This window comes from Pseudomonas sp. S3_C06, assembly GCF_054667675.1.
Map to the genome: position 1 here is coordinate 1,339,024 of NZ_CP162747.1, position 14,594 is coordinate 1,353,617.

At 60.6% G+C, this 14,594-nt stretch carries 13 protein-coding genes; 8 read left to right on the forward strand and 5 right to left on the reverse strand.

The window, feature by feature from the left end; all coding sequences use genetic code 11:
- Positions 1-24: 24 nt before the first annotated feature.
- A complete protein-coding gene (locus AB4N44_RS05705; RefSeq protein WP_460109793.1) occupies positions 25-501 on the reverse strand; it encodes a (R)-mandelonitrile lyase in 477 nt (158 codons plus the stop codon).
- A gap of 97 nt (positions 502-598) precedes the next feature.
- Between AB4N44_RS05705 and AB4N44_RS05710 the strand changes: the two genes are divergently transcribed.
- Positions 599-1,492 carry a LysR family transcriptional regulator gene (locus AB4N44_RS05710; RefSeq protein ID WP_127928724.1) on the forward strand — a complete coding sequence of 298 codons (894 nt, stop codon included), beginning with the start codon at positions 599-601 and terminating at the stop codon, positions 1,490-1,492.
- A 19-nt stretch (positions 1,493-1,511) separates the two neighbouring features.
- Here AB4N44_RS05710 and AB4N44_RS05715 read toward each other — a convergent pair whose 3' ends face one another.
- Complete coding sequence (locus tag AB4N44_RS05715; protein ID WP_460158189.1) at positions 1,512-2,456, reverse strand: aldo/keto reductase; 945 nt, start codon at positions 2,454-2,456, stop codon at positions 1,512-1,514.
- 112 nt (positions 2,457-2,568) lie between these two features.
- Between AB4N44_RS05715 and AB4N44_RS05720 the strand changes: the two genes are divergently transcribed.
- The gene (locus tag AB4N44_RS05720) at positions 2,569-3,339 is read left to right on the forward strand and encodes an alpha/beta hydrolase (RefSeq protein ID WP_160040841.1); all 771 of its coding nucleotides are present in this window, start codon (positions 2,569-2,571) and stop codon (positions 3,337-3,339) included.
- A gap of 88 nt (positions 3,340-3,427) precedes the next feature.
- Positions 3,428-4,294, forward strand: coding sequence for a CAP domain-containing protein (locus tag AB4N44_RS05725; protein ID WP_137216463.1), 867 nt, complete (start codon positions 3,428-3,430; stop codon positions 4,292-4,294).
- 187 nt (positions 4,295-4,481) lie between these two features.
- Here the strand turns inward: AB4N44_RS05725 and AB4N44_RS05730 are convergent, their stop codons facing one another.
- Together AB4N44_RS05730 and AB4N44_RS05735 are read right to left on the reverse strand one after the other, a co-directional pair.
- Positions 4,482-5,765 (reverse strand): Zn-dependent hydrolase, encoded by a 1,284-nt coding sequence (locus AB4N44_RS05730; protein WP_160040843.1) that lies wholly within the window; start codon positions 5,763-5,765, stop codon positions 4,482-4,484.
- A gap of 136 nt (positions 5,766-5,901) precedes the next feature.
- The gene (locus AB4N44_RS05735; protein WP_460109790.1) at positions 5,902-7,386 is read right to left on the reverse strand and encodes an NCS1 family nucleobase:cation symporter-1; all 1,485 of its coding nucleotides are present in this window, start codon (positions 7,384-7,386) and stop codon (positions 5,902-5,904) included.
- Positions 7,387-8,012: 626 nt separating this feature from the next.
- Between AB4N44_RS05735 and hydA the strand changes: the two genes are divergently transcribed.
- The 3 genes from hydA to preA all read left to right on the forward strand — a co-directional run bounded on the left by hydA (position 8,013) and on the right by preA (position 12,262).
- Positions 8,013-9,452, forward strand: a complete 1,440-nt coding sequence (gene hydA, locus AB4N44_RS05740) for a dihydropyrimidinase (protein WP_460109788.1) — start codon at positions 8,013-8,015, stop codon at positions 9,450-9,452.
- 167 nt (positions 9,453-9,619) lie between these two features.
- On the forward strand, positions 9,620-10,987 hold the full coding sequence (locus AB4N44_RS05745) for an NAD(P)-dependent oxidoreductase (protein WP_460109785.1): 1,368 nt from the start codon (positions 9,620-9,622) through the stop codon (positions 10,985-10,987).
- The gene (gene preA, locus AB4N44_RS05750; protein ID WP_460109783.1) at positions 10,988-12,262 is read left to right on the forward strand and encodes an NAD-dependent dihydropyrimidine dehydrogenase subunit PreA; all 1,275 of its coding nucleotides are present in this window, start codon (positions 10,988-10,990) and stop codon (positions 12,260-12,262) included.
- A gap of 289 nt (positions 12,263-12,551) precedes the next feature.
- On the opposite strand, the gene AB4N44_RS05755 is transcribed toward preA, so the two are convergent.
- Complete coding sequence (locus AB4N44_RS05755) at positions 12,552-13,172, reverse strand: TetR/AcrR family transcriptional regulator (protein ID WP_007919317.1); 621 nt, start codon at positions 13,170-13,172, stop codon at positions 12,552-12,554.
- A 139-nt stretch (positions 13,173-13,311) separates the two neighbouring features.
- Here AB4N44_RS05755 and copC point away from each other — a divergent pair, with 139 nt between their 5' ends.
- Positions 13,312-13,674 carry a copper homeostasis periplasmic binding protein CopC gene (gene copC, locus AB4N44_RS05760; RefSeq protein WP_127928742.1) on the forward strand — a complete coding sequence of 121 codons (363 nt, stop codon included), beginning with the start codon at positions 13,312-13,314 and terminating at the stop codon, positions 13,672-13,674.
- Positions 13,675-13,677: 3 nt separating this feature from the next.
- Positions 13,678-14,535, forward strand: coding sequence for a copper homeostasis membrane protein CopD (copD, locus tag AB4N44_RS05765; protein WP_460109780.1), 858 nt, complete (start codon positions 13,678-13,680; stop codon positions 14,533-14,535).
- The last annotated feature ends 59 nt before the right edge of the window (positions 14,536-14,594 follow it).

Genomic DNA, 14,594 nt, shown 5'->3' on the forward strand with positions numbered 1-14,594 from the left:
GAGGGCTGGGGTGAGGGAAGCGCTTCACTCGGAACGCGAATACTGCTCATCACTCACCTGCTCCATCCAATCCACTACTTTGTCATCCAGTACTTCAGCGATAGCGATATGGCTCATCGCCGTGGTGGGCGCCGCCCCGTGCCAATGCTTGGCTCCCGGCGCGATCCACACCGTATCGCCAGGGCGAATCTCACGCACCGGCTGCCCCCATTCCTGCACAAAACCGGAACCGGCCGTGACGATCAATGTCTGCCCTAACGGATGGGTATGCCACGCAGTACGCGCCCCTGGCTCAAACGTCACCGTCGCGCCACTGACTCGCGCGTCTTCAGTGCCTTTGAACGGCCCATCGACACGGACAGTGCCAACGAACCAGTCCGCCGGGCCTTTGGCCGAAGGTTGCGAACCATTGGGCGTGACCGTCACACGCGGGGATTCATTGGCCTGCACCTCACCTGCCAACAGGGAAAGGGTCAACGCAGAAGCGGCAATCGGGTTCATGGCAATTCCTCCAGATAATCAATGCCACTACTTTACCCAGCCGAACTCTTCCGATAATCGACTAGAATTCAAAAAAACTTATGCAGGACACTCATCAATGCTTCGGGAAAACGCCACCGATCTGCTCGCCTTCCTCGCCGTGGCCCGCGAGCGCAGTTTCACCAAAGCTGCCGCCAAACTCGGCGTTTCTCAATCGGCGCTGAGCCATACCATCCGCGCACTCGAGGCGCGTTTGGGCCTGCGCCTGCTGACCCGTACCACCCGCAGCGTCTCGCCCACCGAAGCCGGCGAACACCTGCTGCAAACCATCGGCCCGCGTTTCGAAGAAATCGAAGTGGAACTCGCCGCCCTGAGCAACTTGCGCGACACCCCGGCCGGCAAGATCCGCCTCAACGCCACCGACCATTCGCTGGATTGGCTGCTGCGCCCGGTGCTCAAAACCTTTCTGCCCCAGTACCCGGACATCAGCGTTGAGGTGAGCTGCGACTATGGTTTCGTCGACATCGCCGGCCAGGGTTTCGACGCTGGCGTGCGTCTGGGCGAAGACGTCGCGCAAGGCATGATCGCCACCCGCATCGGCCCGGACATGCGCATGGCTGTAGTCGGCTCACCTGCCTATTTCGCCAAACGAATCCCGCCGCAAACGCCACGCGACCTGACCGAGCACGCCTGCAACAACCTGCGCCTGCCCACCAATGGCGGGTTGTACAGCTGGGAGTTCGAGAAGGATGGCGAAAGCCTGAAAGTGCGGGTCGCCGGACAGGTCACCTTGAACGGCGTCTACCCGTTGCTGGATGCCGCATTGGACGGTTTCGGACTGAGTTACATCCCGGAAAACATCGTCGCGCCGTATCTGGCGGATGGCCGTCTGCTGCAAGTGCTGGAAGACTGGTGCCCGACGTTTGCCGGTTATCACCTGTATTACCCGAGCCGGCGCCAGGCGGCACCGGCGTTTGCGTTGCTGCTGGAGGCGTTGCGCTATCGCGGTTGAGCACCGTCTACGAGATCGATCAACCCAGCAACGCAATCAACTGATGCCGTTGCGCATCGGTGAGCATCGGCCCGAACCCGGCCTTGGCGTTGTCGGCCATGTAACGCGGATTGCCCGTGCCGGGTATCACGCAAGTCACCGCCGAATGCGAAAGCAGAAACTTCAACGCCAGTTGCGGCCAGCTGTTGACCTGCACATCCGACACCCAGCCCGGCAGCGGTTTGCCTTTGAGCCGCGCCAGCAGTCCCCCGCCGCCGAACGGCCGATTACAGATCACCGCTACACCGCGTTCGCGGCACAAAGGCAGAATGCGTTTTTCCACGCCTCGATCATCGAGGGCGTAGTTGATTTGCAGAAAATCCAGTTGTTCGGCCTTCAGCACCGCCTCGACTTCCTCGTAGGCCGAGGGCGTGTAATGGGTGATACCGATGTAACGGATGCGCCCCTGGGCTTTCCATTCACGCAAGGTTGGCAGGTGGGTTTGCCAGTCGAGCAGGTTGTGGATCTGCATCAGGTCGATGCGTTCGGTGCGCAGCAGGCTGAACGACTGCTCCATCTGCGCAATGCCTTCCTTGCGCCCGCGCGTCCACACCTTGGTCGCCAGAAACGCCGGCGAGCGTGGTTCGTGGATCGACAGCAGTTCGCCGGTGGTCTGTTCGGCACGGCCGTACATCGGTGAACTGTCGATCAGCGTGCCGCCCTTGGTGAACAGCTCATCGAGCACTGCCGGTAGTTGCCGATAGGCCGGATCACCGGGGGCGACATCGAAACCGCGATAGGTGCCCAAGCCCACGATGGGTAGCAATTCGGAGCTGGACGGGATGGCGCGGGTCTGCATGGCGTGGCCTCCGGTGGTCGCGGGCGTCGTCGCGGTGGCCAACGCCCGATCAAAGGTGAAGACCGCCGAAACCCCGGCAGCCAGCGTGAGCAATCGGCGACGGGAGTAACCCTCAGTGTGGCTCATGCTGGTTCCCCTGCTGCGTGGATCTGTTGCCTGTTGTGTGTGCGAGCGGCCCGGTTGCAGGGCTGGACTACACTGCGACAGCGATCCTTCACACACCGTTAAAAGTAGCCGAATGTCCCGAACCCTGATGTCACTCGTCGCATTGATCGTTGCCGTGTACCTGGTGCTGTGTGCGGCGCTGTTCTTTTTTCAGCGCTCGCTGATCTATTTTCCGCAGCCCAATGCCGTCAACACCGCTGATTCCCGGATAACCCTGTCGATGCCGGATGCGCAGGTTTCGGTGGTCACCCGCGAGCGTGTCGGGCCGCGGGCGCTGATCTATTTCGGTGGTAATGCCGAGGACGTGTCGCACAATCTGCCGGAGTTTGCCGAGGCATTTCCGAAATACGCGGTGTATCTGCTCAACTATCGCGGCTTTGGTGGCAGCAGTGGTTCACCGTCCGAAGCGGCGATTGCCGAGGATGCCTTGGCGCTGTTCGATCAGGTGTACGCCAGCCACCCGCAGATTTCGCTAATTGGCCGCAGCCTGGGATCGGGCGTCGCCGTGCGTCTGGCCAGTCAGCGACCGGTGCAACAGCTGATTCTAGTGACGCCTTACAACAGCCTCGAAGAAATCGCGGCGCAGCAATATCCGTGGGTGCCGGTGAAATGGTTGCTCAAGGATCGCTTCGAATCCGGCAAATACGCCGCGCATATCCGCGTGCCGACTTTGCTGCTGGCGGCCAGTGACGACGAGGTGATTCCGCGCGCCAGCACGCAGCGTTTGCTGGAGAACTTCCCGCAAGGCGTGGCGGTGCTCAGGGTGGTGCCGGATTCGGGGCATAACTCGATCTCGGATCGTGCGCAGTATTTGCAGTGGATGGGGGATGTGTTGAATCGGTGAACCAAGTCCCGATTCCCCAGTCCTACTCGCGCCGCTTTCTGCGGTTCACTCAACTTTTGCGCTGTCCTCCTTCAGAGCTGCCCGTCTCATGCGCCACGCCGTTCGTTCGTCTCGCTTGGTTTCGCTGTGCCTGCTGATCCTTTCGCCGCTGTTCGCTGAAACCGCCCTTGCCGGTGCGGAGCGGCAACTGGTGGCTGCCATCAACGACTATCGTGCCCATCCGCAACGCTGTGATCGACGCCCGGCGCAACGGCTGGCACCGTTGGCGCTGAAGTCGAACCTGGCCTTGCCGATCGGTTATCGCTACGCCGGGGGCATGCGTGAAGCGTTGAAGTCGTCCGGTTATTCCGCCGTGGCGGTGCGCAGTATTCGCGTGGTCGGCGCCGAGGACGCCGAAGAGGCTTTCGACCTGCTGCAAGACGAGCACTGCGCCGCGCTGCTGGATGCGAGCTACGCCGACATCGGCGTCAGTCGTTCGCGCAATGAATGGCAAGTGGTGTTGGCGCAACCGGTGCTCGACAGCCGCGTTGGCGATAACCGCAGCGTCGGCAAGGCCTTGCTCGCTGAGGTCAATGCCGCGCGCGCCCGGCCACGGATGTGCGGACGCCAGCGCTTCGCCGCCGCCCGGCCGTTGAGCTGGAACGCCGCGCTGGGCGCCGCCGCACAGGGGCACAGCAAAGCCATGGCTTACGGCAACTACTTCGCCCACCGCGATCCGGACGGCGACATGCCCGCCGATCGCGCCCGCGCGGCCGGCTATCGCGGTCGGCAAATTGGCGAAAACATCGCCGCCGGACAGAGTTCACCGGGCAAGGCCATGGCCGGATGGCTGGCCAGCCCCGGGCATTGCGCCAATCTGATGAACCCGATGTTTACCCAGGTCGGCGCCGGGTTTGCCAGTGAGGCACGCAGTGATGAAGGGGTTTACTGGACGATGGTGTTTGGTGCGCAGTGATTGATCGCACCAAGCCCCAGTGTCAGCCATTCCTTGCGCAACATTGACGGCGATACAACGGCTATCGCGACCCATCACATTTTCATGACGCTGTGGTGACAGCAAAAAGATCGCAGCCTCCGGCAGCTCCTGCACAGGACTTAGGGTTTCCCCGTAGGAGTTGCCGAAGACTGCGATCTTTTGATCTTCAAGCCGCCCGCTGCCCTCCCGCGACCATCGCCGAAGCCGCCAGCATCGCCCGCAACAACACCGCGCACCCGGCCGCCAGATCATCCGGCGCGGCGTTCTCGATTTCGTTGTGGCTGATGCCGCCTTCGCACGGCACGAAAATCATCCCGGCCGGGCCGAGTTCGGCGAGGAAAATCGCGTCATGGCCGGCGCCGCTGACGATGTCCATATTCGACAAACCCAGCCCTTTCGCCGCGCCGCGCACGGCTTCCACGCAGCCTTTTTCGAAGTACAGCGGCGGGAAGTCAGCGGTCGGGGTCAGTTCATAAGTCAGGCCGTGTTCTTCGCAGGTGGCGTCGATGACTTGCTTTACTTCAGCGATCATCGAGTCCAGACGCGCCGGTTCCAGATGACGGAAATCGAGGGTCATGCGCACTTCGCCGGGGATGACGTTGCGCGACCCGGGATAGGCTTGCAGGCAGCCGACGGTGCCGCAAGCATGCGGTTGGTGGCCAAGGGCGGCGCGGTTGACCGCACCGACGATCACCGAGGCGCCGACCAGTGCATCTTTGCGCAGGTGCATCGGCGTCGGGCCGGCATGCGCCTCGACGCCCCGCAGCTTGAGGTCGAACCACTTCTGCCCCAATGCACCGAGCACCACGCCGATGGTTTTCTGCTCATCTTCGAGGATCGGACCTTGTTCGATGTGCGCCTCGAAATACGCGCCGACCTTATGCCCGCTGACCTTGCGTGAACCGGCGTAGCCGATCGCATTGAGCGCTTCACCCACAGTCACGCCGTCAGCATCGACTTTGGCGAGGGTTTCTTCGAGGGTGAATTTCTCCGCAAACACGCCGGAGCCCATCATGCACGGAGCGAAACGCGAGCCCTCTTCGTTGGTCCAGACCACCACTTCCAGCGGCGCTTCGGTTTCTACACCGAGGTCGTTGAGGGTGCGCAGGACTTCGACACCGGCGAGCACGCCGAAGCAGCCGTCGAACTTGCCACCGGTGGGTTGGGTGTCGATGTGGCTGCCGGTCATTACTGGTGGCAGGTTGGGATTGCGCCCGGGGCGACGGGCGAAGATGTTGCCGACCGCATCGACCGTGACGCTGCAACCGGCGTCCTTGCACCATTGCACGAACAGGTCGCGGGCCTGGCGGTCGAGATCGGTCAGGGCCAGGCGACAGACACCGCCCTTGACCGTGGCGCCGAGTTTGGCCAGTTCCATGAGCGACGCCCACAGGCGGTCGCGGTTGATGTGCTGATGGGTTGATTGCAGAACGTCTACGGCTGCGTTCATGGGGATCTCCTCAGTGCTGATACCGATAGTTCCCACGCTCTGCGTGGGAAATTATCCATGGACGCTCCGCGTCCGCTGTTGGGACGCGGAGCGTCCCGGGCTGCATTCCCACGCAGAGCGTGGGAACGATCATGTGTTACACCGCTGTTTTAACGGCAGAGGGCTGCGCACGCATCACGCACAACCCGTAATAAATAATCCCGCCCAGCGCCGAGCCGGTGAACCAGCCATAGCTGTAGAACCAGCTGAACGCATCGCTGCCCAGCGACAGCAAGGTCAGCACCACCGGCACCCCGAACGCGAGAAACCCGGCCCAGTTCCACGCTGGATAGACGTCGTCGCGGTACAACCCGGCTAGGTCCAGTTGCTGTTTCTTGATCAGGAAATAGTCCACCACCATGATCCCGGCAATCGGCCCGAGCAGGCTCGAATAACCCAGCAGCCAGTTGGAATACACGGTTTCCAGGCTGACATCGGAGACGATCAAACCGAGTTTTTTCAGCAGTTCATGGCCCATCAACAACAGCCCGACAACTCCGGTCAGCAACACCGCTTTGGTGCGGTTGATCACCTTGGGCGCGATGTTCTGAAAGTCGTTGGTCGGCGAGACGATATTCGCCGCCGTGTTGGTCGACAGCGTGGCGATGATGATCAACGCCATCGCCACCGCCACCCACACCGGGCTCTGGATATGCCCGATCAGAGTGACCGGATCGGAGACGGTCACACCGACCAGTTTCACCGACGCGGCAGTCATGATCACGCCGAGGGACGCGAACAGAAACATGGTCAGCGGCAGGCCGAAAATCTGCCCGAGGATCTGATCTTTCTGGCTCTTGGCGTAACGGCTGAAGTCGGGAATGTTCAGCGACAACGTCGCCCAGAAACCGACCATCGCGGTCAACCCGGCGGCAAAGTAACTCACCACACTGGCGCCCTCCGGACGCTTCGGCGGGATCGCCAGCAGTTCAGTCATCGACACATTGGGCATCGCCCACACCAGCAGACCGATGCCGACCGCCACCAGCAACGGCGCCGACAAGGTTTCCAGCCACTTGATCGACTCGGCACCGCGAATCACCACCCACAGGTTCAGCGCCCAGAAGATCATGAAGCCAATCACCTCCCCCGTGCCGCCGAGGGATTTCCAGCCCTCGAAAATCGAGCCGAGAAACAGGTGAATGGCCAACCCGCCGAACATCGTCTGGATACCGAACCAGCCACACGCCACCAGTGCGCGGATCAGGCACGGCACGTTGGAGCCGAGAATGCCGAACGACGAGCGCAGCAGCACCGGAAATGGAATGCCGTACTTGGTGCCGGGAAACGCATTGAGCGTCAGCGGGACCAACACGATGATGTTGGCGAACAGAATTGCGAGCAGCGCTTCACCAACAGTCAGGCCGAAGTACGCGGTGAGCACGCCACCGAGGGTGTAGGTCGGCACGCAGATCGACATGCCGACCCACAGCGCGGTGATGTGCCATTTGTTCCAGGTTCGTTCGCGCACCTTGGTCGGTGCCATGTCGTGGTTGTAACGGGGACTGTCGAGGACGTCGCTGCCGGCTTCAAGCTCGAACAAGCCGTCGCGCTCGGTCACTTGCGATCTGATCTGTTGCATGGCCGCTCCACTGTTCTTCTGATTATTTTTTTGCTCATCAGGCGGCTTGCACACGAGGGTGCGAGCCGGACGATGGCCGGAGGAACTGACAACTTTCGTGCACCGGCCATGGTGTCAGCGGCGGCATCAATAAACGTGCCGGGTAACCCGCTAGCGCATCGGGCGGTGTTTCAAACGCTGTGCAACTTTCTGATATTCATCAATTTTAATTATTCACCGGATGAGTTCGCGGAAACTTGTCTGGGTGCTCAGGCTAAACACTTGGCAAGTTGTCCGAACAGACAGGACTCAATCTGGTGCACTGCATTTATTTTCATCGTGAGCGAGCAACCGCAGCTCAACTTCAAGCGGCTGATTTCACATAGGAAATCTTGCTCATATTTCCATCCTGTCAAGTGCGTCAAAATGGTGAACGGCCTCACCATTTTGGTGATTTACAGTTTTTATCGTTATTTTTCATATACTTAAAACAGTCATAAGCTTATAAAAAATAATCTTGATCTATTGCAAATCTGCGACTAGCTTCTATTCCTGACAGCGCTGACAGGAATACGACCTGTAACGCTGTACATCAATAAAACATCTAGAACCGGCACAAGTCGGTCAATGCCTGCGAGGAACTCGGAATGTCTCTGTTGATCCATGGCGCCACCGTTGTTACCCATGATGAAAGTTATCGCGCCGACGTCTATTGCGCCGACGGCGTGATCAAAGCCATCGGTGAAAACCTTGATGTTCCCGCCGGCGCCGAAGTCCTCGACGGCAGCGGCCAATACCTGATGCCCGGCGGCATCGATCCACACACCCACATGCAACTTCCCTTCATGGGCACCGTGGCCAGTGAGGATTTCTACAGTGGCACGGCGGCCGGTCTGGCCGGCGGCACCACGTCGATCATTGATTTCGTGATTCCCAATCCGCAGCAGTCGCTGATGGAAGCCTTTCATCAGTGGCGCGGCTGGGCGGAAAAGTCCGCCTCCGACTATGGCTTCCACGTCGCCATCACCTGGTGGAGCGAGCAGGTGCGCGAGGAAATGGCCGAGCTGGTCAGCCATCACGGCATCAACAGCTTCAAGCATTTCATGGCCTACAAGAACGCGATCATGGCCGCCGATGACACGCTGGTGGCGAGTTTCGAGCGCTGCCTGGAACTCGGCGCGGTGCCGACCGTGCACGCGGAAAACGGTGAATTGGTTTATCACCTGCAACGCAAGTTGATGGCCCAAGGCATCACTGGCCCGGAGGCGCATCCGCTGTCGCGTCCGTCGCAGGTTGAAGGTGAGGCGGCGAGCCGAGCGATTCGTATTGCCGAAACCATTGGCACACCGCTGTACCTTGTGCACGTTTCGACCAAAGAGGCCCTCGACGAAATCACCTATGCGCGCAGCAAGGGTCAGCCGGTGTACGGCGAAGTGCTGGCCGGGCATTTGCTGCTCGACGACAGCGTCTATCAACACCCGGACTGGCAGACCGCTGCCGGTTACGTGATGAGCCCGCCGTTCCGTCCGCGCGGTCATCAAGAGGCGCTGTGGCACGGACTGCAAAACGGCAATCTGCACACCACCGCGACTGACCACTGCTGCTTCTGCGCCGAGCAAAAAGCCGCCGGGCGCGATGACTTCAGCAAGATTCCCAACGGTACGGCCGGCATCGAAGATCGCATGGCGGTGCTTTGGGATGAGGGGGTTAATTCCGGGCGTTTGTCGATGCAAGATTTCGTCGCCCTCACCTCCACCAACACCGCGAAGATCTTCAATCTCTATCCGCGCAAAGGTGCGATTCGCGTCGGCGCCGACGCCGATCTGGTGCTGTGGGATCCGCAAGGCACCCGCACCATTTCCGCCAAGACCCACCATCAGCAGGTGGATTTCAACATCTTCGAAGGCAAGACCGTGCGCGGCGTGCCGAGCCATACCGTCAGCCAGGGCCGGGTGGTCTGGGCCGATGGCGACCTGCGCGCCGAGCGCGGTGCCGGGCGGTATATCGAACGGCCGGCGTACCCGGCGGTGTTTGATTTGCTGAGCAAGCGGGCTGAGATGCACCGGCCCACTGCTGTGAAACGCTGATCCCCAGAAGATGATCGTTCCCACGCTCTGCGTGGGAATGCAGCCCGTGACGCTCCGCGTCACTGGACGCGGAGCGTCCCTAGAGGCATTCCCACGCAGAGCGTGGGAACGATCAAACCACTGCCCGACAGAGGCAGAGAACCTCAAAAACCGTGAGGCACAAAACCGTGATCGAGACCCTGAACCATCTCCCCCACCCGCACGAAAGCGCGGCCGCCCTCGCCGGGCATTTCACCGATCTGGCGCCACCGCTCAACGATCGGCAGGCACATCTGGAAGCCTCGCGCTGCCTGTATTGCTACGACGCACCGTGCGTGAATGCGTGCCCGAGCGAGATCGACATCCCCTCGTTCATCCGCAACATTCATCAGGACAACGTCCCCGGCGCGGCGCAGAAAATCCTCTCGGCGAACATCCTCGGTGGCAGTTGCGCCCGAGTCTGTCCGACAGAAATCCTTTGTCAGCAAGCCTGCGTGCGCAACAACGCTCAGGAATGCGCGCCGGTGCTGATCGGCCTGCTGCAACGCTACGCCGTGGACAACGCACACTTCACCGAGCACCCGTTCCAGCGCGCCGCCGCTACCGGCAAAAGGATTGCCGTGGTCGGCGCCGGTCCTGCCGGGTTGTCCTGCGCTCACCGCAGCGCCATGCACGGTCACGACGTGGTGATTTTCGAAGCACGGGAGAAGGCTGGCGGTCTCAATGAATACGGGATCGCCAAGTACAAACTGGTCGACGACTACGCGCAGAAGGAACTGGATTTCCTCTTGCAGATCGGCGGCATCGAGATTCGTCATGGGCAAAAACTCGGCGAGAATCTGACGCTCAGCGAACTGCATCAACAGTTCGACGCGGTGTTCCTCGGCCTCGGCCTGAATGCCAGCAAGCAACTCGGTTTACCTCACGAAGATGCACCCGGTCTGCTCGCCGCCACCGATTACATCCGCGAACTGCGCCAGGCCGATGACCTCACGCAACTGCCGCTGGCCGAACGCTGCATCGTCCTCGGCGCTGGCAACACTGCGATCGACATGGCCGTGCAAATGGCCCGCCTCGGTGCCCGTGATGTGAATCTGGTGTACCGCCGTGGCGCGGCGGACATGGGCGCAACCGGTCACGAACAAGACATCGCCAAAGCCAATCAGGTACGCCTGCTGACCTGGGCGCAACCGGAAGAGGTGCTGCTCGACGCTCAGGGCCATGTGCGCGGCATGCGTTTCGCCCGTACCGACCTGGTCGACGGTCGCCTGCAAACCACCGGTGAGACCTTCGAACTGGCCGCCGATGCGATCTTCAAAGCCATCGGCCAATCCTTCGACAGCAGCGCCCTCGCCGACCCGTTGGCCCGTGAACTCAAGCGTCAGGGCGAACGCATTCAGGTCGATGAAAACCTGCGCACCAGCATCCCCGGCGTGTATGCCGGCGGCGACTGCACCAGCCTCGATCAGGACCTCACCGTGCAAGCCGTGCAGCACGGCAAACGCGCCGCCGAGGCGATCAACGTTCAACTGATGCTTAACGTGGAGGCTGCGTAAATGGCCGATCTGTCGATTGTCTTCGCTGGCATCAAAGCGCCGAATCCGTTCTGGCTGGCCTCCGCGCCACCGACCGACAAAGCTTATAACGTCGTCCGCGCTTTCGAGGCGGGCTGGGGTGGCGTGGTCTGGAAAACCCTCGGTGAGGATCCGGCGGCGGTCAACGTGTCGTCGCGTTATTCGGCGCATTACGGCAATAACCGTGAAGTGCTGGGCATCAACAATATCGAGTTGATCACCGACCGTTCGCTGGAAATCAACCTGCGCGAAATCACTCAGGTGAAAAAGGATTGGCCGGACCGCGCGCTGATCGTTTCGCTGATGGTGCCGTGCGTCGAGGAGTCGTGGAAACACATCCTGCCGCTGGTCGAAGCCACCGGTGCTGACGGCATCGAACTGAATTTCGGCTGCCCGCACGGCATGCCCGAGCGTGGTATGGGCGCGGCGGTCGGTCAGGTGCCGGAGTACGTCGAGCAGGTGACGCGCTGGTGCAAGACCTATTGCTCGCTGCCGGTGATCGTCAAACTGACACCGAACATCACCGACATCCGCGTCGCCGCCCGCGCGGCCCATCGCGGTGGCGCCGATGCGGTGTCGCTGATCAATACGATCAACTCGATCACCTGTGTCGATCTGGAGCACATGGTCGCCCTGCCCACCGTCGGCAGCAAAAGCACCCATGGTGGTTATTGTGGCTCGGCGGTGAAGCCGATTGCGCTGAACATGGTCGCCGAAATCGCCCGCGATCCAGAGACGCAGGGCCTGCCGATCTGCGGCATTGGCGGCATCGGCAGTTGGCGCGATGCGGCGGAGTTCATGGCGCTGGGCAGCGGCGCGGTGCAGGTGTGCACGGCGGCGATGCTGCATGGTTTTCGCATTGTCGAGGAGATGAAGGACGGGTTGTCGCGGTGGATGGACAGTCAGGGTTACGCCAACATTGCCGAGTTTTCCGGGCGTGCGGTGGGCAATACCACGGACTGGAAGTACCTCGACATCAACTATCAGGTGATCGCGAAGATTGATCAGGAGGCGTGCATTGGTTGCGGGCGTTGCCACATTGCTTGCGAGGACACTTCACACCAGGCGATCGGCAGTCTGAAGCAGGCGGACGGCACGCATAAATATGAAGTGATTGATGACGAGTGTGTGGGTTGTAACTTGTGCCAGATCACTTGTCCGGTGGCGGATTGCATCGAGATGGTGACGATGGAGACTGGCAAGCCGTTTCTGGACTGGAATCATGATCCGCGGAATCCGTATCACGTTGCGGTCTAGATCGCCGACTGATCCAACAGCCCCCTCACCCTAACCCTCTCCCAAAGGGAGAGGGGACTGATTGGGGGATGCTGCAAAACTCCGCCGACTTGAAAGTGCTGTTGTGAATCCGGCATCGACTGGGGTTCACAGGTAAGGAGGCTTTATATCCATAATTGATACATGCACAGGCACGAACTGCCTTGAATCCATAATCGACTGGTTTTTTCAGGTCGATGTACCTCTCAAGACACCTCGGTCGGCCCCCTCTCCCTCTGGGAGAGGGCTGGGGTGAGGGTCAGCTTTTGCTTCAGGGCTCCAGCCCGATCCCACGCAAAATCACACTCGTCACCGTCTGCACCGCCCGCTCAAACTGCATGTCCGACAACGGCTGATGTTCATTCAGAATATTCACCTGATGATCAAAGTCGGCATAGTGCTGGGTCGACGCCCAGATCATGTACAGCAGACTCGACGGCTCCACCGGCAGAATCCGTTTATCCTCGACCCACTGGCGAATCTTCGCTTCCTTCATCTTCGCCCAGTCATACAGGCTGACATCCAGCGCCTCGCCCAACGTTGGCGCACCGTGGATGATTTCGTTGGCCCAGACTTTCGAACCATACGGCCGACTGCGCGAGTGATTCATCTTGGCGCGGATGTAACTGCTCAGCACCACGCGCGGGTCGTCGAACATTTCGAAGCACAGCGCGTCCTGTTTCCACACTTCCAGCAGGTCGAACAGCACCGCGCTGTACAGCTCGCTCTTGGTTGAGAAGTAGTAATGCAGGTTGGAGCGCGGCAATTGCACTTCAGCGGCGATGTCCGCCATGGCGGTGCCGCCGAAGCCTTTTTCGGCGAAGACTTTTTCCGCCGCCAGGAGGATTTTCTCGACGTTATTGCGACGAATCTCGATCTTGTGATTGCCCATGAGGGCTCCCTGACAACAGCGTTGCCCAAGACTAGCATCCGCTCTGGTCCGCGGGCGACCGCTGCAAACAAAACTTCGTACTGGCGCGAGCGGATGGCTAAACTGACGGCTCTTTGATCCTGCCTCAGAGGTATTTGCGATGCTGTTCAAGAACGCCATGACTGCCACTGCCCTGCTCGCTTCGCTGTTCGCCGCATCTTCGGTATTTGCCCACGCCCACCTGAAAAGCCAGACCCCGGCGGCCGACAGCACCGTCGCCGCACCCGCCGATTTGCGCCTGACCTTTTCCGAAGGCGTGGAAGTCGAGTTAACCAAAGTCACCGTGACACACGATGGCGCACCGGTCGTGCTCAAACCCTTGAGAACCGAGAGCGACAAGAAAACCCTGATCGTCACCCCCGTCGCACCACTGACGGCTGGCGAATACAAAGTCGAATGGCGCGCGGTGTCGGTCGATACGCACAACAGCGAAGGCGCCTATCAGTTCAAGGTGGGCCAGTAATTCATGAGTGAAGCGCTGGTGCTGTGCCGCTTTGTGCATTTCATCGTGGTGTTGATGCTGTTCGGGGCCTGGCTGTTCAGGCCGTTGCTGCTCAAGGATGAAGCGCTGCAAGTGGACCGGCACCTGGCGCGACTGGCGCGTTGGCTGGCTGTCGTGGCGCTGCTCAGCGGGATTGTCTGGGCACTTTTGATAACTGCGAGCATGGCCGGTTCGGCAGCGGCGGCGTTTGATCCGGACACGGTTGCGCTGGTGCTGGGTCATACGTTTTTTGGTCAGGTGTGGCGTTGGCATCTGCTGATCAATGCTGCGCTGCTGGCGTTGCTGTTCACACCTTGGCGTTCAAGCATGCCGTTGCGGTTGGGTTTGAGCGGCTTGCTGCTGGCGACCCTAGCACCGGTCGGGCATGGCGCCATGCTCGATGGTGTGAGCGGGCAATTGCTGATTCTCAACCAGATCGTGCATCTGACCTGCGTGGCCGCATGGCTCGGCGGGTTGTGGTTGCTGGTGCTGATTTTGCGTCAGCCGACGGAGCCGATGCGTGAAGTGTTGCGGCGCTTCAGCGGAGTCGGTTATGCCTTGGTCGCGGGGCTGCTGATCACGGGTTTGATCAACGTGCGCGTGCTGACCGGCCAGTGGTGGCCAACGCCGTTGTTCAGCGGGTTTGCGTTGATTCTGTTGATCAAGGCGCTGATCGTGCTGGGAATGCTTGGGCTGGCGCTGTTCAATCGCTTGAGGATTGATGATTGCGAACAGCGCATGGGCGCGCTCAGGCGCAGTGTGATGCTCGAATGGCTGCTGGGCATTGGCGCGGTGGCGGCCGTCTCCCTGCTCGGCACCCTGCCCCCGATGACCGCTGGATAAACACAGTTCAAATGTGGGAGCGAGCCTGCTCGCGAAAGCGGTGTGTCAGATAAAGAAAT

What these genes read in the sequence shown, in the direction of transcription:
- preA (WP_460109783.1), top strand. Translation starts at nt 10,988, where the DNA reads ATGGCCGATCTGTCGATTGTCTTCGCTGGCATCAAAGCGCCGAATCCG.
- AB4N44_RS05715 (WP_460158189.1), bottom strand. Translation starts at nt 2,456, where the DNA reads ATGAGCCACACTGAGGGTTACTCCCGTCGCCGATTGCTCACGCTGGCT.
- AB4N44_RS05725 (WP_137216463.1), top strand. Translation starts at nt 3,428, where the DNA reads ATGCGCCACGCCGTTCGTTCGTCTCGCTTGGTTTCGCTGTGCCTGCTG.
- copC (WP_127928742.1), top strand. Translation starts at nt 13,312, where the DNA reads ATGCTGTTCAAGAACGCCATGACTGCCACTGCCCTGCTCGCTTCGCTG.
- copD (WP_460109780.1), top strand. Translation starts at nt 13,678, where the DNA reads ATGAGTGAAGCGCTGGTGCTGTGCCGCTTTGTGCATTTCATCGTGGTG.
- hydA (WP_460109788.1), top strand. Translation starts at nt 8,013, where the DNA reads ATGTCTCTGTTGATCCATGGCGCCACCGTTGTTACCCATGATGAAAGT.
- AB4N44_RS05755 (WP_007919317.1), bottom strand. Translation starts at nt 13,172, where the DNA reads ATGGGCAATCACAAGATCGAGATTCGTCGCAATAACGTCGAGAAAATC.
- AB4N44_RS05705 (WP_460109793.1), bottom strand. Translation starts at nt 501, where the DNA reads ATGAACCCGATTGCCGCTTCTGCGTTGACCCTTTCCCTGTTGGCAGGT.
- AB4N44_RS05730 (WP_160040843.1), bottom strand. Translation starts at nt 5,765, where the DNA reads ATGAACGCAGCCGTAGACGTTCTGCAATCAACCCATCAGCACATCAAC.
- AB4N44_RS05710 (WP_127928724.1), top strand. Translation starts at nt 599, where the DNA reads ATGCTTCGGGAAAACGCCACCGATCTGCTCGCCTTCCTCGCCGTGGCC.
- AB4N44_RS05720 (WP_160040841.1), top strand. Translation starts at nt 2,569, where the DNA reads ATGTCCCGAACCCTGATGTCACTCGTCGCATTGATCGTTGCCGTGTAC.
- AB4N44_RS05735 (WP_460109790.1), bottom strand. Translation starts at nt 7,386, where the DNA reads ATGCAACAGATCAGATCGCAAGTGACCGAGCGCGACGGCTTGTTCGAG.